This window comes from Streptomyces qinglanensis, assembly GCF_900111245.1.
Taxonomy (GTDB): Bacteria; Actinomycetota; Actinomycetes; order Streptomycetales; family Streptomycetaceae; genus Streptomyces; species Streptomyces qinglanensis.
The window spans coordinates 1-25,805 of the sequence record NZ_FOGO01000021.1; the positions used below are offsets into that span (position 1 = coordinate 1).

The 25,805-nt window shown below is 73.0% G+C and carries 20 protein-coding genes and 1 pseudogene; 4 read left to right on the plus strand and 17 right to left on the minus strand.

The window, feature by feature from the left end:
* Nucleotides 1-238: 238 nt before the first annotated feature.
* The 3 genes and pseudogenes from BMX65_RS30170 to BMX65_RS34395 form a co-directional block, all read right to left on the minus strand.
* Nucleotides 239-535: a DUF3039 domain-containing protein gene (locus BMX65_RS30170; RefSeq protein ID WP_019357562.1), complete on the minus strand. Its 297-nt coding sequence runs from the start codon at nt 533-535 to the stop codon at nt 239-241.
* A 161-nt stretch (nt 536-696) separates the two neighbouring features.
* A complete protein-coding gene (locus BMX65_RS34390; RefSeq protein ID WP_420856845.1) occupies nt 697-1,290 on the minus strand; it encodes a YqgE/AlgH family protein in 594 nt (197 codons plus the stop codon).
* A gap of 42 nt (nt 1,291-1,332) precedes the next feature.
* Nucleotides 1,333-1,752: pseudogene (locus tag BMX65_RS34395) on the minus strand (YqgE/AlgH family protein); the annotation flags it as partial.
* 523 nt (nt 1,753-2,275) lie between these two features.
* Between BMX65_RS34395 and murA the strand changes: the two are divergent.
* Entirely contained in the window at nt 2,276-3,604 is a 1,329-nt protein-coding gene (gene murA / locus BMX65_RS30180; RefSeq protein ID WP_075003543.1) for a UDP-N-acetylglucosamine 1-carboxyvinyltransferase, read from the plus strand.
* Between the two features lie 402 nt (nt 3,605-4,006).
* On the opposite strand, the gene BMX65_RS30185 is transcribed toward murA, so the two are convergent.
* Genes BMX65_RS30185 through BMX65_RS30200 form a run of 4 tightly spaced genes read right to left on the minus strand, consistent with a single transcriptional unit; the run spans nt 4,007 to nt 8,131 of the window.
* Complete coding sequence (locus BMX65_RS30185) at nt 4,007-5,164, minus strand: ABC transporter ATP-binding protein (RefSeq protein ID WP_239502269.1); 1,158 nt, start codon at nt 5,162-5,164, stop codon at nt 4,007-4,009.
* Nucleotides 5,161-6,045: an ABC transporter permease gene (locus BMX65_RS30190; protein WP_075003544.1), complete on the minus strand. Its 885-nt coding sequence runs from the start codon at nt 6,043-6,045 to the stop codon at nt 5,161-5,163. The genes BMX65_RS30185 and BMX65_RS30190 overlap by 4 nt, the downstream gene beginning before the upstream one ends.
* Nucleotides 6,033-6,980, minus strand: a complete 948-nt coding sequence (locus tag BMX65_RS30195) for an ABC transporter permease (RefSeq protein ID WP_075003545.1) — start codon at nt 6,978-6,980, stop codon at nt 6,033-6,035. The genes BMX65_RS30190 and BMX65_RS30195 overlap by 13 nt, the downstream gene beginning before the upstream one ends.
* Complete coding sequence (locus tag BMX65_RS30200; protein ID WP_075003546.1) at nt 6,980-8,131, minus strand: extracellular solute-binding protein; 1,152 nt, start codon at nt 8,129-8,131, stop codon at nt 6,980-6,982. The genes BMX65_RS30195 and BMX65_RS30200 overlap by 1 nt, the downstream gene beginning before the upstream one ends.
* A 272-nt stretch (nt 8,132-8,403) precedes the next feature.
* Between BMX65_RS30200 and BMX65_RS30205 the strand changes: the two genes are divergently transcribed.
* Entirely contained in the window at nt 8,404-9,201 is a 798-nt protein-coding gene (locus BMX65_RS30205; RefSeq protein WP_239502270.1) for a GntR family transcriptional regulator, read from the plus strand.
* A gap of 165 nt (nt 9,202-9,366) precedes the next feature.
* Nucleotides 9,367-10,005: an HAD family hydrolase gene (locus BMX65_RS30210; RefSeq protein WP_280529002.1), complete on the plus strand. Its 639-nt coding sequence runs from the start codon at nt 9,367-9,369 to the stop codon at nt 10,003-10,005.
* Nucleotides 10,006-10,344: 339 nt separating this feature from the next.
* Here the strand turns inward: BMX65_RS30210 and BMX65_RS30215 are convergent, their stop codons facing one another.
* Both BMX65_RS30215 and BMX65_RS30225 read right to left on the minus strand, forming a co-directional pair.
* On the minus strand, nt 10,345-10,626 hold the full coding sequence (locus tag BMX65_RS30215; protein WP_016469244.1) for an HU family DNA-binding protein: 282 nt from the start codon (nt 10,624-10,626) through the stop codon (nt 10,345-10,347).
* Nucleotides 10,627-11,269: 643 nt separating this feature from the next.
* On the minus strand, nt 11,270-12,706 hold the full coding sequence (locus tag BMX65_RS30225) for an NAD-dependent malic enzyme (protein WP_107437624.1): 1,437 nt from the start codon (nt 12,704-12,706) through the stop codon (nt 11,270-11,272).
* 306 nt (nt 12,707-13,012) lie between these two features.
* On the opposite strand from BMX65_RS30225, the gene BMX65_RS30230 reads away from it, so the two are divergent.
* A complete protein-coding gene (locus tag BMX65_RS30230) occupies nt 13,013-13,219 on the plus strand; it encodes a cold-shock protein (protein WP_019354305.1) in 207 nt (68 codons plus the stop codon).
* Between the two features lie 496 nt (nt 13,220-13,715).
* On the opposite strand, the gene BMX65_RS30235 is transcribed toward BMX65_RS30230, so the two are convergent.
* From BMX65_RS30235 to BMX65_RS30265, 8 genes are all read right to left on the minus strand, one after another.
* Nucleotides 13,716-16,127 carry a HelD family protein gene (locus tag BMX65_RS30235; RefSeq protein ID WP_075003549.1) on the minus strand — a complete coding sequence of 804 codons (2,412 nt, stop codon included), beginning with the start codon at nt 16,125-16,127 and terminating at the stop codon, nt 13,716-13,718.
* A gap of 153 nt (nt 16,128-16,280) precedes the next feature.
* Nucleotides 16,281-16,817 (minus strand): chloramphenicol phosphotransferase CPT, encoded by a 537-nt coding sequence (cpt, locus tag BMX65_RS30240; RefSeq protein ID WP_075003550.1) that lies wholly within the window; start codon nt 16,815-16,817, stop codon nt 16,281-16,283.
* A gap of 357 nt (nt 16,818-17,174) precedes the next feature.
* Nucleotides 17,175-17,558 carry an XRE family transcriptional regulator gene (locus BMX65_RS30245; protein WP_075003551.1) on the minus strand — a complete coding sequence of 128 codons (384 nt, stop codon included), beginning with the start codon at nt 17,556-17,558 and terminating at the stop codon, nt 17,175-17,177.
* Nucleotides 17,559-18,197: 639 nt separating this feature from the next.
* Nucleotides 18,198-18,890: an RES domain-containing protein gene (locus BMX65_RS30250; RefSeq protein ID WP_075003552.1), complete on the minus strand. Its 693-nt coding sequence runs from the start codon at nt 18,888-18,890 to the stop codon at nt 18,198-18,200.
* The gene (locus tag BMX65_RS33125; protein WP_162637700.1) at nt 18,887-19,042 is read right to left on the minus strand and encodes a hypothetical protein; all 156 of its coding nucleotides are present in this window, start codon (nt 19,040-19,042) and stop codon (nt 18,887-18,889) included. Before BMX65_RS33125 ends, BMX65_RS30250 begins: the two co-directional genes overlap by 4 nt.
* A gap of 327 nt (nt 19,043-19,369) precedes the next feature.
* Nucleotides 19,370-20,242 carry a hypothetical protein gene (locus tag BMX65_RS30255; RefSeq protein WP_143081901.1) on the minus strand — a complete coding sequence of 291 codons (873 nt, stop codon included), beginning with the start codon at nt 20,240-20,242 and terminating at the stop codon, nt 19,370-19,372.
* 773 nt (nt 20,243-21,015) lie between these two features.
* Nucleotides 21,016-23,640, minus strand: coding sequence for a WD40 repeat domain-containing protein (locus BMX65_RS30260; protein ID WP_239502272.1), 2,625 nt, complete (start codon nt 23,638-23,640; stop codon nt 21,016-21,018).
* Complete coding sequence (locus BMX65_RS30265; protein WP_239502273.1) at nt 23,637-25,805, minus strand: ATP-binding protein; 2,169 nt, start codon at nt 25,803-25,805, stop codon at nt 23,637-23,639. The genes BMX65_RS30260 and BMX65_RS30265 overlap by 4 nt, the downstream gene beginning before the upstream one ends.

The following is a 25,805-nucleotide window of genomic DNA, read 5'->3' on the forward strand; positions in this document are numbered from 1 at the left end:
TAGCATCAGGTAACTGTCGTGCACCTGACGGTAGCAGCGCACCCCGCACCCCACCCACCGACTTCACCAGCGGGAACCGGAGCACAACAATCCCGAACCAGCGGGGAGAAGGCTGTGGCACACAGCACTGCCGCCCCGCCCGTACCGGGTACGGGCGGGGCGGCAGTGTGAAACGCGCGCGGTACGGAGCCGCGGTGCGCGGGTGCGCGGGGGCGCTGAGCTCAGACGCGGGGGCGGGCTACTTCTTGTCGCCGCCCTTGCCGTCCTTGCCGTTCTTGTCCCCTCCGGCACCCATCGTCTCGTAGATCTCCTTGCACATCGGGCAGACCGGGTACTTCTTCGGGTCGCGACCCGGGACCCAGACCTTCCCGCAGAGCGCGACGACGGGAGTCCCCTCCATCGCGCTCGCCATGATCTTGTCCTTCTGGACATAGTGGGCGAATCGCTCGTGATCGCCGTCACCGTGCGATGTCTGCGGGGTCGGTTCGACGAGTGTGCCGGTGCCCGCCCCGCGCTCGGGCTCAAGAGTGCTCATGCAGTCCAAGGGTACTCATGCGACCGGAACACGTCAGGCATGGGCCGGGACACGGGTCACCCGTCGGGGGCCCCGCACGGACCCCAGTTCGGGGCCGCTTGCAGGGGCCCGGGGACTCGTCCCGGCGCCGCCTCCCGGGCACCGCCCGGCCGGCCGGGAGCTCAGTTCAGGGACGGGTCGTCCGGATACGTGGCGACCAGCGCCAGCTCGCTGCGCTGCCTGCGCAGGACGGACCGCCACAGCCGCTCAGGAGCCGGGGAGGAGACGTCGCCGGGCTCGGACTCGACGACGTACCAGGCACCCTCCGACAGCTCCTTCTCCAGTTGCCCCGGGCCCCATCCCGCGTACCCGGCGAAGATCCGCAGGGAGCCGAGTTCGGCGGCGAGCAGTTCGGGCGGGGCCTCCAGGTCGACAAGGCCGATGGCACCGTGCACGCGGCGCCACCCGAGCGGCCCGTCCGTGTCGAGGACGGTGTCCGTCTCCGGCCCTGCGTCGCCGTACTCGGTGTCGGCCTCCGCGGCATCCGCGCCGCCCTCGCCCGCCGACTCGCCACCGCCCGCGGAACCCCGCTCCTGGGGCTGCCGGCGTCCACGGTCACCAGCATCGCGGTCGCCGGTCGCCGGTCGGTCTCCAGTGCCGGGCTCGCCGGTCGCCCCGCGGCCCCCGGTGCCATGCTCGGCAGCTCCGGGCTCTTCCGTCGCCTGCCGCTCGGCGGTACCGGTGTCCGCCGTCGCCCCGCTCCCGGCAGCGTGCACGGCCCCGGTGCTCGCACGGTCCGCGGTGCCCGGTGCGTCCGGCTCCCGGGGGCGTCCGCCGGACCGGTCCTGCGGTTCCGCCGCCGGGCCGTCCTCCCGCGTGCGCCCTGCCTGCGGGCCCCCGGACACGGACCCGGCCGGGCCGCCCGGGGCGTCCTCGGCACTCAGGGCCGGATCCCCGTCGGAGCGGTCGCCTCTGCCGGAGGGCACCACCGCGACGCCCAGCGCCGCGTCCAGCGAGACGGGGCCGCCCTGGAAGACGACGCCGGGCTCCCCGGCGAGCGCGGCCCACGGCTCCAGGATGTCGCTGACGTCCACCGGGGTGGGTCGGTTGAGGACCACGCCCAGTGAGCCCTCCTCGTCGTGGTCGAGGAGGAGCACCACCGCGCGGTCGAAGTTCGGATCGGCCAGCACCGGTGTGGCGACGAGCAGTCGTCCGGTGAGCGAGGACACCTCGGTCATACGGCAATGATCCCGCACCTGGGCCGTTTGCGGGACCCAATGGCCGGATCGGGGGCCTCGGAGGCCGAAGCGGGGTGCGGCGCGGGGCGGCTCGCGGGCCGGGCCGGGTGGGTACGGGCAGGGCGCCCGGCACAGACCGGCCGCCCGCCGGTGACCCATTGAGACCCCTCGACCACCTTGCGGAAGCCGCACCATGCGCCGCAGAGCCCGGAGACCAGCACACAGAGCGCAGGGCCCCGCACACGGCCCCGCGGAACGCGGGGCACTTCAGGCCGCGGGGCACTTCAGGGCATGGCGCATCCCAGCGGCGCACCTCGAGCCGCAGAGCACCTCAGAACGCATACGCACCAGTACCCATCCGCCGCAGCACGCATATACAGCACCTGAGGTGACAGGTGGACGACCCTCCGTGTTATTGCGTACCTGTGACAGTCGCCGACCCCCCACGGGCTTGGGTCGGCACCGGACGGGGCCATTACGCTTGCCTGTTGTCCCATCCCGTCTCGCGGAATCGCGGAGATCCATGACCGACAGCCCAGCCGACGTACTCCTCGTCCACGGTGGCGCCCCGCTCGAGGGCGAGATCCGTGTCCGGGGTGCGAAGAACCTCGTCCCCAAGGCCATGGTCGCCGCGCTGCTGGGCAGTGAACCGAGCCGCCTGCGCAACGTGCCGGACATCCGCGATGTCCGGGTCGTACGCGGACTGCTGCAGTTGCACGGCGTCACGGTCCGCACCGGGGACGAGTCCGGCGAGCTGGTGCTCGACCCCTCCCATGTGGAGAGCGCCAACGTCGCGGACATCGACGCGCACGCGGGCTCGTCGCGGATCCCGATCCTGTTCTGCGGTCCCCTGCTGCACCGGCTCGGCCACGCCTTCATCCCGGGGCTGGGCGGCTGCGACATCGGCGGGCGTCCGGTGGACTTCCACTTCGACGTGCTGCGGCAGTTCGGCGCGACGATCGAGAAGCGGGCCGACGGGCAGTACCTGGAGGCCCCGCAGCGGCTCCGCGGCACCAAGATCCGGCTGCCGTACCCGTCGGTCGGCTCGACGGAGCAGGTGCTGCTGACGGCGGTGCTGGCGGAGGGCGTCACGGAGCTGTCCAACGCGGCCGTGGAGCCGGAGATCGAGGACCTGATCTGCGTGCTGCAGAAGATGGGCGCGATCATCTCGATGGACACGGACCGCACCATCCGCATCACGGGCGTCGACAAGCTCGGCGGCTACACCCACCGGGCGCTGCCGGACCGTCTGGAGGCGGCCTCCTGGGCGAGCGCGGCGCTGGCGACCGAGGGCAGCGTGTTCGTGCGCGGCGCCGAGCAGCGGTCGATGATCGCGTTCCTGAACACCTTCCGGAAGGTGGGCGGCGCGTTCGAGATCGGTGACGAGGGCATCCGGTTCTGGCACCCGGGCGGCCCGCTGAACGCCATCGCGCTGGAGACGGACGTCCACCCGGGTTTCCAGACCGACTGGCAGCAGCCGCTGGTGGTGGCGCTGACGCAGGCGTCGGGGCTGTCGATCGTGCACGAGACGGTGTACGAGTCGCGGCTCGGCTTCACCTCGGCGCTCAACCAGATGGGGGCGCACATCCAGCTCTACCGCGAGTGCCTGGGCGGGATGCCCTGCCGCTTCGGGCAGCGCAACTTCCTGCACTCGGCCGTGGTGTCCGGGCCGACGAAGCTGCAGGGCAGCGATCTGGTGATCCCGGACCTGCGCGGCGGCTTCTCGTATCTGATCGCGGCACTGGCCGCGCAGGGGACCTCCAGGGTGCACGGGATCGACCTGATCAACCGCGGCTACGAGAACTTCATGCACAAGCTGGCGGATCTCGGCGCCAAGGTGGAGCGCCCGTAACGGCAGCGCCCGCCCACAGCGGCGCCTCCCGGGCAGCGGTACCGGCCCGGCCGGGCAGCGGCGCGAGCCGCCCCGGCCCTGCCCGGCCGTCCTGGTGCCGTCCGACCGCCGACCGCCCCGGCCCCGCCCGGGGCGGAACGCGAAGAAGCACCGCGCGGCCTGCGATGAACCACCGCAGGCCGCGAAGGAACTCGCCGCGGGCCCGTCGTCCCCCCGTACGACGGGCCGGACCCGACCGAAGCCCAGCGGTCGGCGATCAACGGTCGGCTATCAATGCGTCGGCGTCGGCGGCCAGCGGCATCCGCCGGCCCTCGACCGCCAGCCGCGGACCGTCAGCAATCAGCCGACAGCCGTCAGCCGCCGACCGTCAGCCGTCAGCCGTCAGCCGTCAGCCGTCAGCCGTCAGCGGGCGACCTCCTCCACCAGGACCGGGTTGTCGTGCGGGGTGAGGGTGCAGCGGGCGCCCGGAGTGAGGGTCTCCGCCTCCCAGCTCGGCAGGTCGGCCTTGGCCTCGGCTCCGGAGTCGGTGCTCAGCAGGAGGCGGGTGACGCCGCCGAGGAAGGTGGCCACCCGGACGGTCGCCGGTTCGCCCTGCGCCTCGGCGCCGGTGTGCACCTTCAGCCCCTCGGGGCGCAGCAGGACGTCCACCTCGCGGCCGCTGCCGGGGCACTCCCCGTGCACCGGCAGCCGCCGTCCGAGCACCTCGACGGTGCCGCTGTCGCGGACGACGCCGGGCAGCCGGTTCATCGTGCCGACGAACTCGGCGACGAACGGCGTCGCGGGCCGCTCGTAGAGCTCGTTCGGCGGGGCGCACTGCTCCAGGCGGCCGTCCCGCATCACCGCGACGCGGTCGGCCATCGACAGCGCCTCCTCCTGGTCGTGGGTGACGAAGACGGTGGTGATGCCCAGTTCGAGCTGGAGGCGGCGGATCTCCTCGCGCAGTTGCAGCCGCACCTTGGCGTCCAGTGCGGAGAGCGGTTCGTCCAGCAGCAGGATCCGGGGGCGGATGGCCAGGGCGCGGGCGAGTGCGACGCGCTGCTGCTGGCCGCCGGAGAGCTGGTGCGGGTAGTGCTTCTCGCGGCCCGGCAGCCCGACCAGTTCCAGCAGTTCACCGGCGCGCGCCGCCCGCTCCGCCTTGGGGGCCTTGCGGACGCGCAGCCCGTAGGCGACGTTCTCTGCGGCCGTCATGGTGGGGAAGAGGCTGTAGGACTGGAAGACCATGCCGATGTCCCGCCGGTTGGCGGGCACGGCGGTCACGTCCTCGCCGCCGATGAGCAGTTCGCCCCGGTCGGCGCTCTCGAACCCGGCGATGATGCGCAGCGCGGTGGTCTTGCCGCAGCCGGACGGGCCCAGCAGGGCCACCAGTTCACCGGGGGTGATGTCCAGGTCGAGCCCGTCGAGCGCGGTGGTGGCGCCGAAGGAGCGCTGCAGTCCGCGCAGCCGCAGGCCGACGCCGCCGGGCTGGTCCTCGGGGGTGGCCGCCGTGCCGGGTGCGGTCGCGGCGGCTGTGCCGGTGCTCGCTGTGGTGTCGGTGGTGTCGGTGCGCGCGGTGGTGGTCATACGGTCGTCTTCCTCCGGTCGCCGGTCCGGTTCCGGTTGCGGTTCCGGTTGCGGGTGCGTCCGCCGGCGAGGTTGGTGAGCAGGAGCAGCAGGCCCCAGGTGATGAGCAGGCTGAGCATGGCGGCGGCGACGGAGAGCTGGGCCTCGTAGTCGCCGACGTGCACCATCCACACGGAGAACGGTTCGAATCCGAGCACGCTCGCCACGGTGTACTCGCCCAGCACCATGGCCAGGCTGAGGACGGCGCCGCTGACGATGGCGGGCCGCAGGTTGGGGACCACGACCCGGCACAGCGTGCCCAGCCGCGAGGCGCCCAGGCTGCGGGAGGCTTCCACCAGCGTCTTGAGGTCGGTGCCGCGCAGTCCGCCGTCCAGCGAGCGGTAGAGGAACGGCAGCGACATGACGGTGTAGACGAGGACGAGGACCAGCGGGAAGCTCTTGTTGTGCAGCGCCTGGAAGGTGGCCCACAGCGGGGTGTCGGCCAGATCCTGCTCCCAGGAGAGCACCGTGCTGACCCCGGCCACGAGGGCGACGGGCGGCATGATGAGCGGCACCATGCACAGCACCTCGACGACGCGGCGCAGCCTGGGCAGCCGCAGCGCGACGACGACCATGGTGGGCACCATCAGCAGCAGCCCCAGCGCGACCGTCGCCAGGCCGAGCCGGATCGACAGGCCGAGGCTGGTGGCCATGCCCTCGTCCCGCAGGCCCCGGGCGTACGCGCCGAAGGTGACGCCCTTGCCGGGGTCGTCGACGGTGAACCAGAGGGAGGCGGCGACGGGGACGAGGAAGTAGAGCGCGGCCAGCAGCAGCACCAGGAAGCTGCCGTACGGGCGCTTGCGCACCCGGCGTACACGGGGGGTGGCGGTCAGCCCAGCCATCGGTTGCTCCGTCGTTGCAGCGGGATCTGTACGGCCATCACGAGCAGCGCGATCACCACCATGTTGAGGCTCATGGCGAGTGCGAGGTTCTCCTGCCCGACCAGGACGTTGCCGGACAGCGCGTTGGCGATCTGGATGGTGATCAGCGGTACCGAGCTGCCCGTCATCACGGCGGCGGTGGCGTGCGAGGCGAAGGCGGTGCCGAACATCAGCACGGCTCCGCCCAGCAGCGAGGGCATCAGCACCGGCAGCCCCACGTGCCGCCAGAACTGCGCCTTGGTCGCGCCGCAGGAGGCGGCGGCCTCCCGCCACTGGGTGCGGACGCCGTCCAGTGCGGGCAGCACGGTGACGACCATCAGCGGCACCATGAAGTACAGGTAGGCCAGCACCAGTCCGGTGAAGGTGTAGAGGCTGAACCCGGTGCTCTTCAGGTGCAGCAGCCGCGTCACGGTTCCGGTGGTGCCGAGGGTGGCGATGAAGGCGAAGGCGAGCGGCGCTCCGCTGAAGTTGGCGAAGACGCCGGACGCCGAGACGGCGGCCTTGCGCAGCGCCCCGTTCCGGGAGCTGAGCAGCGCCTGCCCGATGACGGTGCCCAGGACGGTGGCCAGCACGGCGCTGAGCAGGGAGAGTTTGACGCTGCCTGCCAGTCCGGTGGCGTAGGCGCCGGACAGCGAGTGCCGTACGTTCTCCAGGCTGTAGTGGTCGGCGCCGGTGGCCGGGTCGACGACGGTGAACGCGTTGTAGGCCAGGGTGCAGGCGGGCAGGCCGAAGCAGACGGCCATGAACGCGAAGAACGGTACGACGGCGGGCCAGCGCCAGTGCCGGGCGCCGCCGCCCGCGCGGCGGCGCGCCGACGCGGGCGGGGTGGCGCCGGGCTGCTGCCCGGTCGCGGGGGCGGCGGAGTCGGCCGCGGAGGCGGGGGTCGTCACAGCCATCAGCTGACCGCCGCGCCCCAGCCCTCGCTGATGGTCTTCTGCGCCTCGGCCTCCTGGGCGTGCGTGGGGAACTTCGGCGTGCCCTCGACCTCGGGGAGCTTGGCGGCGGCCTTCTTGTCGACGGTGCCGTCCTCGGTCATCTTCTCCAGCAGCGCGGGCCGCGAGTAGCCCCTGAGCCAGATGTTCTGGCCCTCGGGGCTGTAGAGGAACTCCAGCCACAGCCGGGCGGCCGCCGGGTGGGGCGCGTACTTGTTGACGCCCTGGTTGTAGTACTGCGAGTACTGGCCGTCGGTGGGCACGTTGACCTGCCAGTCCACGCTCTTGGACTTCAGTTCCTCGCCATAGCCGAGGTTGAGGTAGTCCCAGTCGATGGAGATGGGCGTCTCGCCCTTCTGGATGGTGGCCTTGGTGGACTCGACGGGCACGTAGTTGCCGCTCTTCTTGAGCTTCTCGAAGAAGTCGAGGCCGGGCTGCACGTCGTCGAAGCCGCCGCCGTTGGCGAGCGAGGCGGCGATGACGGAGGAGAAGGCCGAGGAGGACTCGTTCGGGTTGCCGTTGAGGGCGACCTTGTTCTTGTACTCCGGCTTCAGCAGGTCCTTGAAGCTCTTGGGGCACTTCTTGACGGCCTTGGCGTCGCAGCCGAGGGAGATGTAGCCGCCGTAGTTGTTCATGAAGGAGCCGTCGGACTGCTTCTGCGAGTCGGGTATCGCGTCCCAGCCCTTGACCTTGTAGGGGGCCAGCAGCTTCTTGGCCTTGGCCTGCTGCATGAACGCGGTGCCCAGGTCGAGCGCGTCGACGGCGCGGTCCTGGCCCTTGCGCTTGGCCGCGGCGTTCAGCGCGCCCTGGCTGCTGCCGCCCGGGTCCTCGTTGTGGACCTCGATGCCGTACTTCTTCTCGAAGGTCTTGATCATCTGGCCGTAGTTGGACCAGGTCGGCGCGAGGGCGTAGACGTTCAGCTCGCCCTCCTTCTTCGCCGCCGCCACCAGCTTGTCCATGCCGCCCAGGTCCGCGGCCGAGCGGGCCTTGCTCGCCTCGCTGTCCGAGCCCTGCGCCGGTGCCGAGCCGCAGCCGGTTGCCGCGGCGGAGAGAGTGACGACCGCTGCCGCGGCGGTCAACAGGCGGCTCCTACGGCTGAGATGGTCTGCCTTCACGTTTCCACTCCTGGGGTTCGCGCCCGTCACCTGTATGGACAAGCTCGATTCATTGAGCGTGGGCAAGCTAGCAGTACGCACCCCACGGCGCAAAGCCCGGGTATTCATCAAACTCCCAGCTCAAAGCGTTATTTGCGAACAGGTTTAGCGCTGCGAACTGCGGATATACGCATCTGCCCCGGCCCAGTGATGTGCGCACTGCTGCGCACAGATGGCATGATCTGGCGGAGCCAGCGCAGCCAGTGAGCGCAGCACGTCGAGGGAGTCGCCCCATGTCCGAGTCCGCCCGCGGTGGCCGCCGCAGGACCACTGGCCGTACGCCGTCGCAGCGCGGCGGCGCGCGGCACGAGCGGATCGCCGACGAGCTGCGCCGCGCCATCGCCGACGGGCACTACCCGGTCGGCGCGACCCTCCCCTCGGAGGCGGAACTCGCCACCGCGCACGGCGCCTCCCGCGGCACCGTCCGGCAAGCCGTCTCCGCGCTGCTCGCCGAGGGCCTGATCGGCTCCCGGCAGGGCGCCCGCCGCGTGGTGCTGTCCACCACGCCCAGCCAGACCTTCACCGAACTGCGCAGCTTCGCCCAGTGGGCACGCGCCGGAGGCCGGACCGCGGGCGGACTGGTGGTGGCCTCGGACTGGGACACCGCACGCCCCGAGGAGGCCGGACTGCTCCAGGTGCCGCACGGCGCTCCGGTGCTGCGCGTGCTCCGGGTGCGCACCCTGGACGGGGAGCCCGTGCTGCTGGAGCGCACCGTCTACGCGGAGTGGATCGGCACCGCCGTCGACGGGCTGCCGGCCGACTGCGAGTCGGTGACCCAGCGGCTCCACGACGACAGCGGGCTCGTCTTCGCACACGGCGAGCACCACATCGACGCGGTGGCCGCCGGGACCGCCGACGCGGAGCACCTGGGCGTACGCCGCGGCAGCCCGCTGCTGCGGGTGCGCCGCACCACCACGACGGCCGACGGCCGCCCCGTGGAGACCTCCGACGACCGCTACCGCCCCGGCTCGGTCGTCTTCACCGTCCGCAACTCCACGCAGACCAATCCGCTGGCGCGCACCCGCGCGTGAGCCGACCCGCCGACGCGCGACCCGCGTGTCGGCAGCCTCCACCCACCGACGAAGTGCGAGCCCGCATTGCCCACTCCCCCGCCCTCCCCCGGCCTGCCGCCGGGAGGCGCCACCGCGCCCGCCTCCCCCCGCGTCCGGCCGGGAACCGGCCGGACGCCCGCCGCCCTGCTCTGCGACATGGACGGCACCCTCGTCGACACCGAGCGCGACTGGCTTGCGACCCTCGCCGAGCTGCTGGCCGAGCACGGCGCCGACGCCGGTGCGGCCGCCCTCGCCCCCTTCGCGGGCCTGCCGCTGGACGGCGCGGCCGCGCTCGTGGCCCAGCGCACCGGACTGGCCGCCGCGTCCGCGCAGGACCGGCTGGACGCCGCGTTCACGGCGCGGGTGCGCGCCGGGGTGACGGTGCAGCCGGGCGCGCTGGCGCTGCTGGACAGCGCCCGGGGCATGGGCGTCCCGGTGGCGCTCGTCACGGCGTCCGAGCGGCCCGTCGCCGACCTGGTGCTGACCACTCTGGGGCCGCACCGCTTCACCTGCTCGGTCGCACACGGGGAGACCCCGCGCGGCAAGCCGCACCCGGACCCCTATCTGGCCGCCGCCCGCCTCCTGGGGGTCCCCGCGACCGCGTGCCTGGCCCTGGAGGACACCCCCACCGGCGCCGCCTCCGCCCGCGCCGCAGGCTGCCGGGTGATCGCCGTCCCGACTGTGGACGGCATCGAGGAGGCCCCCGGCACCCTGCTGCTGCCCTCCCTCCAGGAAGTCGACCTGGGAGCGCTGCCACTCGCGTTCGGGGAGGACGACGGCTGACTCCGGTCCGGTCCGGGCGCCGCAGCCGCGCGGCACCCGGACCCGCCGGGTGCGTCCCGAGGACGGGGGCCGGGCGCGGCTGCCGGCCCTCCCCGGACCGGGGGTCCCGGCTCCTCCCCGGACCGGGGGTCCCGGCTGGGGACGGAGGGGGTTTCCGGTCCCCCGACGGGGCGCCCAGCACCCGGTTTCAGTGCACGGCTCGGCTGCAGGTCCGGAGAGCGGGGCCCGGCTCGGGGCGGTCTCGCGAGAGCACCCGGGGCGGTACCGCGCCCCGGCCGCGGACACACGAAGGGCGGCCCCCCGAGTGGGGGGCCGCCCTCTGCTTCAGTGCCTCAGGGCTTACTTGCCCTTCGCCGCTTCCTTGAGCTTGGAGCCCGCCGAAACCTTGACGCTGTACCCGGCCGGGATCTGGATCGGGTCACCGGTCTGCGGGTTGCGCGCGGTGCGCGCCGCCCGGTGGGTGCGCTCGAAGGTGAGGAAGCCGGGGATGGTGACCTTCTCGTCGCCCTTGGCGACGACCTCGCCGACGGTCTCGGCGAACGCCGACAGGATCGCGTCGGCGTCCTTACGGGTCACCTCGGCACGCTCGGACAGAGCGGCCACCAGCTCACTGCGGTTCATAATTCGTACTCCCGTGTTCTTCTTGCCGATGAGGCGTGAGATCGAAGCCGATGCTGCCAGGGCCCTCCGACAGTCCCCGGACCCGGGTCCGCCTTCGGGCCCGCGCGCCCCGTGGGGGTATCCCCCTGGACAAGGTCCGTTTCGGGGTCTCCCCCTCGGACGAAGTCCTTGGGAATGCATCCTGCCCCTACCTGCGGCGGGAAAGCCAATCCGGCGTCATCCGGCGCCCTCGCGCGTGCTGACGTGTCTTGGCCTCTGGCTGCCCGCAACACTAAGGGGCCCGCCCGAGTGAACCCCCGCCCGACGCGCCGGGGCCCCCGCTGCCGACACGGCGTCACGCCCCTGCGCGGCGCCCGCACGGGCCGCAGGCGGCGCCGCACGGTGTGCCCCCTCCGGCGCGGGCTCCCGGCCGACGCGGACCGCCTCGTGGCCGCGGGCCTCGCGGCCGCGAGCCGCGACGCGCCGCCGGACGGCGCTGCCCCCGCCGAGCAACCGCGGCGGGACGTGCACAGCCCCCGGTGGAGGCCGGTGGGCCAGGCGAGGCCCAGTGGGGCCGGTGGGGCCGGTGGGGTCTTGCCCAGGCCCTCAGCAGGCCCGGTGGGCCCCGGCAGAGCCCTCAGCCGGCCCGAGCAGAGCAGAGCCCTCAGCCGGCCTGGGCCCGCTCCTTGGCGGCCTTCGCCTCGCCCTCGCTCAGCGCGGCCTCGCGGACCGCGCCGGCGACGGCGCCGGAGACCTTCTCGTTGAAGACGCTGGGAATGATGTAGTTCGGGTTCAGCTCGTCCTCGCCGACCACGTCGGCCAGCGCCCGCGCGGCCGCCAGCATCATCGCGTCGTCCACGGTGCGGGACTGGGCGTCCAGCAGGCCGCGGAAGACACCCGGGAAGACCAGCACGTTGTTGATCTGGTTGGGGAAGTCCGACCGTCCGGTGGCCACCACGGCGGCCGACTCGCGGGCCGCTGCCGGATCGACCTCCGGGTCCGGGTTGGCGAGCGCGAACACGATGGCGCCTTCGGCCATCCTGGCGATGTCGCTGCCGTCCAGGACGTCGGGCGCGGAGACGCCGATGAAGACGTCCGCACCGACCACGACCTCCTTGAGGGTGCCGGTGTGCCCCTCGGGGTTGGTGTTGTCGGCGACCCACCGCATCGGCGAGCCCTCCTCGGCATCCGCCAGGTCCTCGCGGCCCGCATGGACGACGCCGTGGATGTCCGCGACGACGGCGTGCTTGACGCCCGCCTCCAGCAGCAGCTTCAGGATCGCCGTACCGGCGGCGCCCGCCCCGGACATCACGACGCGGACGTCCTCGATCCGCTTGCCCACCACGCGCAGCGCGTTGTAGAGCGCGGAGAGCACCACGATGGCGGTTCCGTGCTGGTCGTCGTGGAAGACGGGGATGTCGACGGCCTCCCGCAGCCGCGCCTCGATCTCGAAGCAGCGCGGCGCGGAGATGTCCTCCAGGTTGATCCCGGCGAAGCCGGGCGCCAGGGCCTTGACGACCTCCACGATCGTGTCGGTGTCCTGGGTGTCCAGGCAGATCGGCCAGGCGTCGATCCCGGCGAACCGCTTGAAGAGGGCCGCCTTGCCCTCCATCACCGGAAGCGCCGCCTGCGGGCCGATGTTGCCCAGGCCCAGCACGGCGGAGCCGTCGGTGACGACAGCGACGCTGTTGCGCTTGATCGTCAGGCGTCGCGCGTCCTCGGGGTGCTCGGCGATCTGCGTGCAGACCCGGGCCACGCCCGGGGTGTAGATCATCGACAGGTCGTCGCGGTTGCGAATGGGGTGTTTGGCGGACATCTCGATCTTGCCGCCGAGGTGCATCAGGAAGGTACGGTCCGAGACCTTGCCGATGGCGACGCCCTCGATGGTGCGCAGCTCGGCCACGATCTCGTCGGCGTGCGCGGTGGAACTGGCCGCGATCGTCACGTCGATCCGCAGCCGCTCGTGGCCCGAGGCGGTCACGTCGAGACCCGTGACCGAGCCTCCGGAGGACTCCACGACCGTGGTGAGCTGACTGACCGCCGTCCCGCCTGCGGGGACCTCCAGGCGGACCGTCATCGAGTAGGAGACGCTTGGCGCCATTGCCGACTTCCTCTGCTTTCCCTTGTCACGTTGTGCGCGTGCGCGCGGGGGCCGCATTTCTTACGGCCTGCAGCGCGCCACGTCAACAGATCGTCCCACCTACCCCCCGGTACGTGGTAACGCATCCCTTGTTTCGGAAATCGTATTCCACTATCCGAGAGATTGTCACCTGTGCGACCGGGTGCGGGCCCCGCGGTTCCCCGGAAGAGAACCGGAAGAGAAACGGCCCCAATTCCTCTGAAACGGACCGAAACCGACTTAGGATCGGCCCGCACACTGCCTCTGCATCACAGGAGACCCGGAAACATGGCTCAGGGCACGGTCAAGTGGTTCAACGCCGAGAAGGGCTACGGCTTCATCGCACAGGAAGGCGGCGGACCGGACGTCTTCGTGCACTACAGCTCGATCGACAGTGAGGGGTACCGCAGCCTGGAGGACGCACAGCGCGTCGAGTTCGAGATCACCCAGGGCCGCAAGGGCCCGCAGGCCGACGGCGTCCGCGTGGTCGGCTGACCAGGCGGGTCGACCGCGCTGTCGTCCGCTGTCATCCGCTGTCGTCTGTTGTCCTCTGTTGTCGGCGGCTGCCGGCGACGGTCGGCCGAGGACCCCCGGACGGCCTCGGACGCCCCGCGGACAACCACTGCGGACGGCCACGGACGACCACCGCGGACGACCGCTGTCGGCCGTCGGCCCCGTTCCGGCCCCCGTGACCGACCACCACGGCCGACCACCGGGGTCGACCACCGCGGACTGCGCCGCCGAGGGCGGCGTCCACACAGCGAAGAGGGCTCCCGTCCGGACGACGGGAGCCCTCTTCGCTTCACGTTCAATGACACCGACCCGCCAGCTCGCCTCGCGGCAAGTGGGCGCTCTGAGCGCCTATGGTTGGGCCCGGGGGCATGGATCGGGCCGGTGCCACACCCAGGCTAACAAACGACCCGCCGCCGCGATTCCCCCCGCACGCACCGCTTCTGAAGCCGTTCCGCAGGCCGTGCCGAGCCCCGGCGGATCAGTCCCGCAGCAGGTCGGGGACCCCCGCCTCGTCGGGGAGGTCGGCCTCCGCGCTGAGCACCAACAGCCGCTGCGTCGCCCTGGTGAGCGCCACATACAGCACGCGCAGTCCGGCGGGTGACTCGTCGGCGATCTCCGCGGGGGAGACGACGAGCGCAGCGTCGTACTCCAGTCCCTTGGCCTCGAGACTCCCGAGCGCGACGACCCGCTCCCCCAGTCCCGCGAGCCACTTCCACGCCTCCTCCCGCCGCCGCATCGCGACCACGACCCCGACGGTGCCCTCGACCTCCGCCAGCAGTCGTGCGGCACTCTCCCGCACCGCCGCGCCCAGGTCACCGCCGCCCCGGTCACCGCCCGGGACGCCAGCAGCGCCATCGCCCGCGACCGCACCTGCGGCATCGCCCGCGACGCCGCCCGCGACGGCGAACTCGGGGTCGACACCGGTGGACCGCACGGCGCGCGGCGGCGCCGTCCCGGGCATGGCCAGCGCCAGCACCCGGTCGGCGAGGACGGCCAGCTCGGCGGGGTTACGGTAGTTGACGGTCAGTTCGAAGCGGCGCCGGGGCCGCTTCCCGAGCACCTCGTCCCGCGCCGCGGCCGCCTCGTCCGGGTCGGTCCAGGAGGACTGCGCCGGGTCGCCGACGATCGTCCAGGTGGCGTGCCGCCCGCGGCGGCCCACCATCCGCCACTGCATGGGAGTGAGGTCCTGCGCCTCGTCCACGATGACGTGCGCGTACTCGGTGCGCTCCGACGGCAGCCGGTCGGCGGCGCGCTCCCGGCGCCCGTTCCCGTCCCGGTCGGCCGCGGTGGTCAGCTCCTCCAGCCCGGTGAGCTGGTCCACCGGGTCCACCTCGCGCTTCTTGGGGCGGGCGGGGGCGCCCAGCAGCGTGCGCAGCTCGTCCAGCAGCGCGATGTCGTGCACCGACAGCGCTCCCTCACCCTGCGGGGTGAGGCGCGCGGCGAGGGAGCGCGCCAGCATCCGCGCCTCGGCGGGCCGCAGCACGCGCCGCGCCCAGCGGCCCAACCGCGCCTCGTCGGCCATGGCCGCGAGCACCTCGCGGGGGCCCAGCTCCGGCCACCAGGCATCGAGGAAGTCGGTGAACACGTCCTCGGACGCGATGTCCTCGTCGAAGCCCTGCCGGGCCTCGGCGGCCAGTTCGGGGTCCTCGTGCCGCCGGTGCGCCCCGGACTTCTCCCACAGCGCGTCCAGCAGCAGTTTCCGCGCACGGGGCCGCATGAGATTGACCGGCGCGGTGCCCCCGAGGACCTGCTGACGCACGGCGGCCAGTTCCGCCGCGTCCAGTTCCAGGCGTCCGCCGAAGGCGACGACCCGCAGCCGCTCCGGCACCGGCGCCCGCAGCCCCAGGTCGAGCGCCCCGCGGGCCGCCTTGCGCAGCACCTTCACCATGCGCGCCGATCCCTTGACGCGGGCGACGCGCTGCTCGTCGTACGTCGTCGCCTCCGCGCCCGCCGTCTCCTCGGCCAGCGAGCCCAGCGCCCGGATCGCGACCTGGCCCTCCTCGCCGAGCGAGGGCAGCACACCCTCCGTGTACGAGACCAGCAGCGGAGTCGGGGACACGATCAGGATGCCGCCCGCGTAGCGGCGCCTGTCCTGGTACAGCAGGTAGGCGGCGCGGTGCAGGGCCACCGCCGTCTTGCCGGTTCCCGGGCCGCCCGCCACCTCGGTGACCGACGCCGCGGGCGCCCGGATGACCTCGTCCTGCTCGGCCTGGATGGAGGAGACGATGTCCCGCATCGCGTGGCTGCGGGCCTGCCCCAGCGCGGCCATCAGCGCCCCGTCACCGATCACGGCCAGCGGAGCGCCGTCCAGCCGGGCGGTGAGCTCGGGGCGCAGCAGATCGTCCTCGACGCCGAGCACCCGCCGGCCCTTGCTGCGGATGACGCGGCGGCGCACCACCCGGCCGGGCGCCACGGGGGTGGACCGGTAGAAGGGCCCCGCCGCGGGCGCCCGCCAGTCGATGACCAGCGGCGAGTAGTCGGCGTCCAGCACCCCGAGCCGCCCGATGTGCAGGGTCTCCGCGATGTCGGCCCGCTGCTCGCCGTCCACCGCGCGCACAGCACCGTCCGCGGGCTCCACGGAGGTGTAGGCGCCGTCCGGGCCCCGTTCCCCGGTCTTGCCCTCCAGCAGATCGATCCGCCCGAAGAGGAAGTCCTCGAATTCGCTGTTGAGCCGGTTGAGATGGACCCCCGCGCGGAACACCTGCGCATCGCGCTCGGCCAGGGCGCCGGGAGTGCCCACCTGGGCGCGCTTGGCGGCGTCGTCCATCAGGAACTCGGCCTCATGGATCTTCTCTTCCAGCCTCCGGTACACCCGGTCGAGGTGCTGTTGCTCCGCGTCGACCTCGCGGTCACGTACGGTCTCCGGCTCCGCTCTGTGCTGCGCGTTCACCGCGGCGGCCCCCTTCTGCTCTCCTTAGGGCAGCCGTCAACCGTACGCGATTCCACCTCGCGGAGCGCGGCGGCATGGTCGGAGCGCCCGGGTCGCCCCCACGCCACCCGGACCACCCGCTCCCGGGCCGACCGCGCCGGGGCCGCCGAGCGGTCAGTGGTGGACGTGGGCCGCGATGGTGCGGGCGCACTCCGCGGAGGGGGTGCGGGTGGTGTCGACCTGGAGGTCGTAGCGCACGCCTTGGTGCACCAGCTCTGCCTGGGAGGCGGCCATTCCGCGGACGCGGTCGCCGCGGACCTGTTCGCGGGCCGCGGCGACCGCGCTCTCGCAGCGGACGCCGACCCACAGCACCTCCAGTCCGCGAAGGGCGTGCTGCCACCGCCGCTGCGAAGCACCGCCGCCGAGGAAGACCTCGTCGACGACGACCCGGGCTCCCGCGCCGGCCATCGCCGCGACGCCGGCCATCCACGCGGCCTCCACCTCCCGGAACCGCGGCCCGACGCTCACTCCGCCGTCCGCCGCGAATCCGATGCCGGTGTCCCCGTTCCGCAGCGACGCGGGCATGGCCTCGATCAGGTCGTCGACTCCGAGAGCGAGCCAGGGCTCGGGCAGGGTGGCCTGCAGGCTTCTGGCGAGCTCCGACGTGCCGGAGCTGGAGCCGCCGTTGAGCACGATCACGTGGGTGGTCACGGCGCCACGGTAGAGGGCGCCCTCCCGGTGGGCGCAACGGCTTTCCCGGGGGCTGTCGGCAGCCGGCCGGAGAGCGGACCGGTGCCGCTCCGGCCAGGTGGGCGGTCCGCCGGACACGGTTGCTCCCGCAGGGGCTGCCCTCGGCCCCTCTCGCCCGCCGCCGGACGGCGGCACAGCGCAGGCCCCCGCTCGCCGGACGGCTCCGGCGGGTGGGGGCCTGCGCGCTGCTGGTGCCGCTGCCGCGGGCGTGCGCGGTCCGCGGGTGCGCGGTGGAGCGAGCACGGCCCTCCGGTCCGACGCCGGGCTGGAAGCGCCGGGGAGGGCGTTCCCGGCCCGGAACGGGCCGGGAACGGTCGTTCAGAGGTCGCCCTGCAGGTAGGAGCGGGCGGCCCCCATGACGTCCTTGAACCGCTCCTCCGCGATGGCCTGCACCGGAGCGTCGTCCTCCAGTTGGGGGTTCATCCCGATCATCCAGGCGCGGGCGACGTGGGAGTTCTCGCCGTTCTCGATGAGCTTGAACACCTGGTAGGCGGTGCGCAGCCGGAGTTCGGAATCGATCCGGGGCACGTTGTTGCCCTTGCACCACTTGCCGACCTGCTTGGGGTCCTCGATGCCCGCGATGAGGGCCGTCACCCGTTGGCCGAAGTTGTCCTGCAGGAAGCGCGCGACATCCGCGACGGTCCGCTCCGCGGTGTCGCGGTGTGCTCGGGCTTCTGCGGCTGGCTCTCGCTGTGTCTGCATGGTCTCCTCATTCCCCCCGGCAGGTCAGTCCGGGCGGGCCGTGCGAACTGGTCGCGGAAGGTCACTGAAGGCTGTGTGCGGGCTGTTGGAGGCGCAGGGTGCGCGGTGACAGCGACTGCTGTGCCGCGGGGCGGGCCCGCGTCCGGGACGTGCCTGTCCCCGCACCGGCGGTCGTCGGGTTCGCGAGCGAGCGGCGGGACGCTCCGAAGGCGCTCGTCGCGCCTGGCGTGCTCGGATCCCGAGGGCGCGGGGCCTGGACAAGTGCATAGTCGGCGTGCTCAACATGCCTTCTCCCTGCTCCTGATGGAAGGAGACTACCCTTGACCACACCCCATACTCCAGATTTTTCCCACTCTAAAAGACCCTTAAAACCCCCTCGAATCCCCCTCTGATCTCCCCTCAGGTCTCTGGCCAGGCCACATGCGAGCAGGAGGGAGAGTTGCCGACGGCGGGATCGAGACAGCAGCCGGCAGATTGACTCAATCCGGGTGACGAGTCGTACGGCCGATCGTCCCGGCGGCACCGCCGGGGTCCCGGGCGGCCGAGTCCTCCTCCGCCACCGGCCGCCTCGCCGGCGGGGCGCCGCTCCCGCCCCCGTCCGACAGGGTCACGGGGCTGCCCGCCGGCCGGTCCGCAGCCTCACCAGACCGTCAGACCGAACTCACGAGCGACTTCCTGCAACTCGGGGGACTCCGCGAGGATCGGCCGCCGCTCCACCTCCTCGATCTCCGGGCCGCTCAGGAGCGCCCAGCACCGGCGCCCGCCGTATCCGGAGCGGAAGGCGATCCCCTGGATCAGTTGGTGGCCCTGCGTGTCGCGCTGGGCCACGCTCCAGGCGGCGATCTGCCGGGTGATCCGCCGGTCCGTGCCGTGCAGGTCGTGGTCCGAGAGAGAGTCCGCGGCGACCCAGTCGCCCAGTTCGCTCTTCAGCTCTTCGCCGAGGAACCGCCGGGTGTCCTCGGACTCGACGTCCAGGAACCGCCCCTCGGCGGGCGGCCGGAGCCGCACCAGGATGCGTTCGTTCCGCCAGCTCGACGGCAGGTGCCCCGGCCGCATCCGGCCGCCGCCCTCGGACAGCCCGTCCTGGGCCATCAGGCGGCGCATCCGCGGATGGACGCGGAACGGCGCCAGGGCCTCCGCGTAGCAGCCGGTGGTCTCAGTGCAGGTGTAGAGCATCCCGTAGCTGAAGAGACTGAACCTTCCCGCACCCGAGCCGCCCGTGGTCTCCGGCTCGACCCTGTTGTAGCGCAGGGGTTCGGCCGCCCTGCCGAGTCGCCAGACACCGCGCTCCGGGGGGCGGACCAGCGTGACGGGAGGAAGATGACTGGTCATCGCGGCCTCCTCGGCGTTCCGGCGCCGGTGCCGGTGCCGGCTCCGGAGCCGGAGCCGGAGCCGGAGCCGGTCTGCAGCGCTGTGCTGCGGGAGCGGACGTCGCGGGCGTCCGACGCGTCGTGGCGGGCCGGTGGGGTCAGGAAGACGGTCATGAGTCCTTGCGGCAGGTGCGGGCAGAGGTGCGCCGAGAGGCGGGTCGTCCATTGTCGCGCAGCGGGACCAACGGGTGGGGACGTACGGAAGTGCCCAGCGGGGGCTCACAGTTGAGGCATGGAGGCGCGGAGAGGGCGCATGCATCCGGTGCCAAGTCCCGCGCACTCGACGCGCGTGGTCCCGGGGCCCGCCCCACTCGGCGTCCGGCAGACCCCAGGGGCTTCATCCGACGAGAGGGACGCAGTGGGCTCGGCCGGCCGCTCTTCCCGGTCCCCGCGCCGTTCGCCGAGCTCCTGCTGCCGGATCGGCCCCCGAGTCCGCGGAGACTACTGCGCCGACGCCCCGCGATGCAGTACGTGCCGGTTGAGTGAGTCCGGGTCGCCGATCCAGTGGAAGAGGGTGGGCTGTTCTTCGGTACCGCCGAAGTCCCAGCCGTTGGGCTCCGTGCAGTCGCTGACGTCGAGATCGAGCTGCGGGGTTCCGGACGGCGAGGTGCCCTTCGCCCATGAGCCGGAGCCACTGCAGTGCCCGGATACGTCCGCGCCGTCCGCCGTCTCCGCTCCATGGACTCCCAGCTCGTCGGCCACCGCGGTGCCGTCGGCCCGGAGGGTGAGGGTGCCGCCTCGGTCGTCGCTCCAGGTGCCGACGAGCTGCGCGTCGGTGAGCCGTGGCGGCTCGTACTCCTGGAGCAGGCCGGTCCCGTAGGCTGCCACGCCGCCGACGAAGACCACCGCTGACAGCGCCAGTCCGCAGCCGAGGACCGCCGCGGCCAGCCCGAACCGGGCAGGGTTGCCGCGCAGGACGGTCACGGTCCGGCTGCACAGGACGGCGGGCACCAGGCCGAGGAACGCCACGAGAAGTACCAGCGGGAGCGCAGTCCAACTGCCCCCGAGAAGCGCCGTCGGCACCCCGATGCACAGGGCTGCAGCCGCGGCGACCGCGCCGCACACAGCCAGGCACCAGCGCACTGTCTCCGTCCGCTCCTTCCTGCGGGCCGACCAGCGCGACAGCTGTACGACCGGCAGGACGACCGCAGCCGAGCCGGCAAGCCCCGCCAGGCCGAGCACGACCATGGCGATCACGGCACCGAGGAGATATCCGATGTAGGCCCCGAAGCCACCGGCGATGTAGTGCTCGTCCCGCAGGCCCACCAGGAAGAAGACGACCAGCGCGAAGACTCCCTCCGCCGACAGGGCCACGGCACCAGTCAGCCACACGGCCGTCCAGCCCGCGCCGCCGACGCGCTCCGGTGCTGGAGGGGTCCTTCCTTGCCTCTCCACCGTCCCGTGTGCCATCCCCGCCCTTTCCCTCGTCCGCCTCCTTCATCATGCACCTGACCGGCAGGAACGCCGTGGCCGGGGTGCCGCGCCAGAGGTCCGCGAGCGCCGTCCACACCGGCGTTCCTGCCTCCCGGGGGCAGGAACACCGGCTGGCGACAGCCGAGTTCGAGCGCTCACCGGTGGGGTCCTGCCGCGGGCCCCGGCCCCGCGTCGGCAGGAGGTACGCGGGTGCAGGCAGGCCGGGGAACCGTCGGAGGGCGAACGGAACCCGTGGTGGTGCGGATCCGGATCCGGGGCAGCGTTCCCGGGAATCCCAGGAATCCCAGGGAACCCGAGCATCCCAGGGAACCCGGGAATCCCGGTACGGCGCCCGCGGTTGACCGCCTCATGGTCAGCATCAGTCACGTACTGGCTCGTCCCCGCGGGCCTTCTGGACGAGGCGGTGGCACACGTGCGGGATCTGGCGGCAGCGGACGGCCGGCAGAACGGACCGCAGCCCTTCGTGGAGCCGAAGCCTTTGCCGTGCACGCCCTGGGCCGATGCGGGCGGCAGCACACCGCATCGGTCCTGAGCCCTGGTTCCGGCCGTTCGCCCCACCCGCCCCGCCTCTCCGCTGCCTGCCCGGCGCCCTCGGGAACCCAGCCGGCCCAGGGCGCGGAGCCGCGCAGCCGCCGGAGTCGAGAAGGGGCCGCTCAGAGGCGCTTGTCGTCGAGGCGCAGGATCATCGTGCCCGCTTCCCCGGTGGCCAGCAGCACCGGCGCGACCGATTCCGAGGCGCGCTGCGGGGCCATTTTCAGGGTGTTGACCGGATACCCCGTCACGGCTTGCAGGAGCGGCCGGTCGACGGTGGCGTCCCACAGGTGGATGCCGGTCCTGCCCGCGACCGCGAAGACGGTGCGGCCCCGGCCGTCGGTGAACCGGGTGACGGCGGTGAGTTCGCCGTCCCCGGGGTTGAACTCCCGTACGAGGTCGACCCCGTCGTACGACCGCTCCCGTGACCGCTCCTGCCGCCCCGGCACCGGCTCCTGCCCCTGCCCCTCCCGTACCGACCAGACTTTCAGCGAGCCGTCCTGTCCGGCGGTCGCCAGTCGCAGCCCGCCGTTGTCCAGAGGGAAGAAGGCCACGTCGTTCACGGCGTGCTGCTCGCAGCGGATGGTGACCGGGTCCGACCGGTGGCCGCCGCCCGCCTCGCGCGGGGGGCGCCGCAGGTCCCAGATGCGCACATTGCCGTCGCTGCCGCCGGAGGCGAGCAGGAATCCGTGCCGGGAGTGCACCGAGGCCAGGCAGCGGACGCTGAAGACGTGCTGGGAGAAGCTGTGCACGGTCCGCCCGGTGCTCAGATCCCACACCAGGACTCTGCCGTCGGCGCCACCGCCGGCCAGCAGCGCGGTGGCGTCGTCGATCATCGGCACCAGGCACAGCGCGGGTGAGTAGTGCCCCGTCAGTGCGCGGACGGTCGAGGCAGCGCCGCCCTCGGTGAGGTCCCACAGGACGACGCTGCTGTCGCTCATCCCCGCCGCCAGCAGCAGGCGGGTGCCCAGCGGGACCCAGGCGAGCGCCGTCGAGGAGTCCCCCTCGTGGACGAGTTGCTCCGCGCCGGTCTCGATGTTCCACACCTTGGTCCGGGCTTCCTCGGCAGTGGCCAGCAGACGCATGGGCGGGGGCGAGAGGGCGCTGGCGGTGATCGGGGTCCAGACCGGCGGGGGGTTCTGCAGCGCAGCCGACGACAGCGGCCAGGTGCGGATGGTGGAGTCCAGCCCGGCGCTGTAGAGACGGGTGTGCCCGTCGCGGGTGACGGCGGTGAGGGCGGTGGCCGGGGCGGAGTGCCCGGGCAGGGCCAGGTGCAGGGGGCGCAGAGCGGGCAGTTCCCACAGCCGTACGGTGCCGTCCGCCGACGCCGAGGCGAGGGTCTGCCGATTCTCGACCTCGACGACCTGCAGCGCTGTGGCCTGAGTGGTGTCCGGCCCGGTCCCGGTCGGCGCGGGGAGGCGGAGCTGCGGTGCGGCTGCGTCGTGGAGAGCCAGTGAGCCGTCCTCCAGGGCGACCGCGTAGCGGCCGCTGCGGTCCGGCAGGGCCAGCAGCGCGCGGACGGCCGCGGGATGGCGGGAGCAGCGCGCGGTGGTGCGGCCGTCGAAGCACCCGACCGTGTCGTGCTGGGCGAACAGCAGCACCGGCGTCCCGGAGCGGGGCGGGCCCGACACCGCGGCTTCGCCGCCCCGGACCGGGGATCCGCACTCCGTGCGCGGCGGGTCCGCGGGGCCGGGCAGCCGGGTGCTCTGGAGGAGCACCGGGGCGCTTTCGAGGACGGGGAGGGGAATGTCGGCGGGCTGGAACGTGGCGGCGTCGAAGGCGGCGATGTGCCCGTCGCCGTAGGCCGCCAGGAGGGCGGGGGCGTGCTCGGACTGCTCGTGGCGGATCAGGGAAGTGACCCAGGCGCGCTCGCGGTGGTGGATCTGCCGTATCGGCCGGGCCCGGTGCGCGTCGAGCACGGTGACCCGCCCGTCGGTCCCGGCGGTGACGACGAGCCCGTCGGCCAGCGGGAGCAGATGGGTGACGGCGCCCTGGTGCAGGGCCAGGGGGGCGGCCGCCGCGGTGCCGTCCGGGCGCAGGAGGCGTACCGCGCCGTGGTCGTCCCCGGCGACGACGAGCGTGCGGCGGGGCCCGCGGGGAGTGACGGACGTCAGGGAGGTGACGGCGGGATCGGTGAGGGCCCAGAGGTTCTCGGCGCTGGCGCAGTCGCTCCACAGCGGGGTGACCGGTGACTCCGCGAACGGTTCCGGCGGGTTGCCGCGCCGCTCCGGCGGCAGGTGCCGGGCGGTGGCGGCGTGGTGGGCCAGTTGCAGGCTGGCGAGCCGGGAGAGCGGGGTGAGGTCACGGGTGAAGGGTTCGAGTTTGGCCCACGCCTGCAGCCACTGCTGCCGTAGGGAGCTGGACTCCCCGGCCGCCAGCAGGCGGCGGACCGCGGCGCTGGTCTCCCAGGGCAGCAGGGCGGGCGGCACATGCGTGTCGTCCAGGACGTGGCCCTGGGCCGCGTGCTGGGCCAGGTGGCGGCGCAGATAGGGGTGCGGGGGGATGCTGGGGTCGTCGGGCACCAGATCGGCCAGCGCGGCGGCCAGTTTCTGCTGGATCTCCACGTGGCTGTCGGCGGGCCGGACCGCCGGTGCCTGCCGGCCGGGACCGGGTGCCTCCTGGTGCCGCTCGGGCCGCGGGCTCTCCGCGTGCCCGTCGCGGATCTCCAGGTGGCCGCCGGAGCCCTGGATCTCCAGGTGCCCGAGAGTCTGCGGGTGCCGGTCGGGGCGCTCGGGCGGCTCGGTCACGCGCCGTCGCCCTTGTCGAACAGGGTGCCCGCGCGCAGGACCTCGGTGAGGGATTCGTGCGTCGGGCGGTAGACGCGTCGTTCGTCCTGGTGGTCATGGGTCAGATAGCCGTTGAGCCGGCTGCCGAGCAGCTTCTCGATCATCTCGTCCCAGTTCTCCAGGGGCCTGCCCAGCAGGGTCTGGGCCATCGCCGGCCAGATGACCGACCAGGGGACGCCGGAGCCCTCCGCGAAGGCGGCGGCCCGCAGCAGCGCGTGCGCGACGTCGGCGGGGAGCCCTTCCTCGGCCACCAGTGCCAGATCGCGCAGCAGCAGCCCCCTGACGCCGAGCCCCAGCATCTGCTGCCACTCCGGTTGCCGCACCGTGTGCACCGGATCCGCGTCGCCCTTGAGCTGTTCCCCGGCCAGGCGCGCGTCGATGAAGGACGGCCACACCTGCCGGGCCACCAGGGCGGCCGCTTCGTGCGCGGTCCGCGGGTCGGTGCGGTCGCCGAGGAGCGCGGTCACGTACTCCGCGATGTCGGTTGTGCTCTGCTCGTCGTCGGTGCGTTCCACTCCGGCGCCGGGGAACGTCTCGCGCAGGAGGTCGAGCAGGCCGCGCTGCGCATCGGGGCAGGTGTCCGCCGGTGCTGCCGCGGCCGGTCTGCTGGAGCGGACGCCGAGCAGCAGGCTCAGCTCGGCGGGACCCGGTCCGCCGCTCTCGCTTCCCGACCCGTCCGGCGCTCCCGGCTCTCCGGGGTCTGCCGTCTCGCCCCGTCCGCCTCTGGCCTGGGACGGCAGGCGGGCGGTGCAGAACTCGGCGAGGGGGCCCAGGACGTCGGTGACGATGCGGTCGGCTTCCTCGGATTCGTCCAGGCCGTCCAGGACGACGCCCACCCGTCCCGTGCGGCCGCGCAGGTGGGTGACGAGCTGCCGGGACCAGCAGGTGACCGGGTCCTCGGCCGACTCGGGGGCCGCGGGGGTCTCGCCCAGTGCGCGCAGCAGGGCGGCGGCGACCTGGGAGGCGTCCTGGTGGCGGGCCAGGACGGCCGCGTCGACGGAGCCCGGCGGCGGAACGGTGGCGGCAGGTACCTGTTCGGTCGCCGCCTTGCACAGCGGCTGGTTCCGGTACGCGGGCTCGCTGAGGACCACCGCGCGGGCGAGCACGGCGGACTTCCCGCTGCCCGCGCTGCCGGTGACCAGCAGGACGCCGCGGGCGCGTGTGCCGTCCAGGTGGGTGGTGAGCGTGCGGTTGAGGCTCTCGCGGCCGCGGAAGTACCAGCCGCTGTCCTCGTCCTGCGTGCGTCCGGTGGCCCGGTCGAGCCAGTAGCCGTCCTTGGTGTTGCCGCCGCCGTGTGCGCTGCCGGGGCCGGAGCCCTCGCGGTCGTGCCGGTAGCCGGGGTTGGGGATGCACGGGGTCGGTTCGAGCGGACTGGAGCTGTTGACCAGTTGGCGCAGCCGGTGCCGGTCCCGTTCCGGGCCGCGCCGCAGACCGCGCTCGAACTCGGCCATGAAGTCGCCGACGCTCAGATTCGGCGTGGTCACCCCGGCGTTGGTGCGCAGCCGGTGCAGGGCTCCGCGCAGCAGCGTGGGGAAGCGGCGCACCTGTACCGGCCGGTCGTGGCCGCAGGTCACCAGGACGTCCAGCCGGCAGGTCTCGCGGCGCTGCTGGCCGATGTCGGCGTAGAGCGCGGCGAGTTCGGGGGCCAACTGGCCCGCGTAGCAGGCGTTGACGATGACCAGGACGTTCTCCGCGTGCGAGTCCAGGGCCGCGGCGACCACGTCAGCGGTGCGCACGGCGGTGGCGAGCTTGCGGTTCCTCACCGAGCCGGGCAGCTTCAGATAGTGGGAGCGGGACGCGCCGGAGAGGCCGTGGCCGGTGACGAACAGCACCAGGGCCTGCCCGCCCAGTTCCCGGACCCCCCGCTCCCGGAAGAAGTCCTCCACATCGTCCCGCGTCTCCAGCACCGGGTTCGGCACCTGGTGGAAGGCGGTGGACGGCCCCTCGGCCGACCACCACGAGGTGACCACGTCCAACTGCTCGCGGATGCCGTCGGTGAACTCCTCGTCGCCGTCCCGGTAGTCGAGGACCGCGAGCGTCAGCAGGGTGCGCGGGGGCGGCACGTCCGCCTCCTCGTCCGCCGAGAAGGCGTCCCGTAACTCGACTCCTCCCCCGACGCCGCTCAT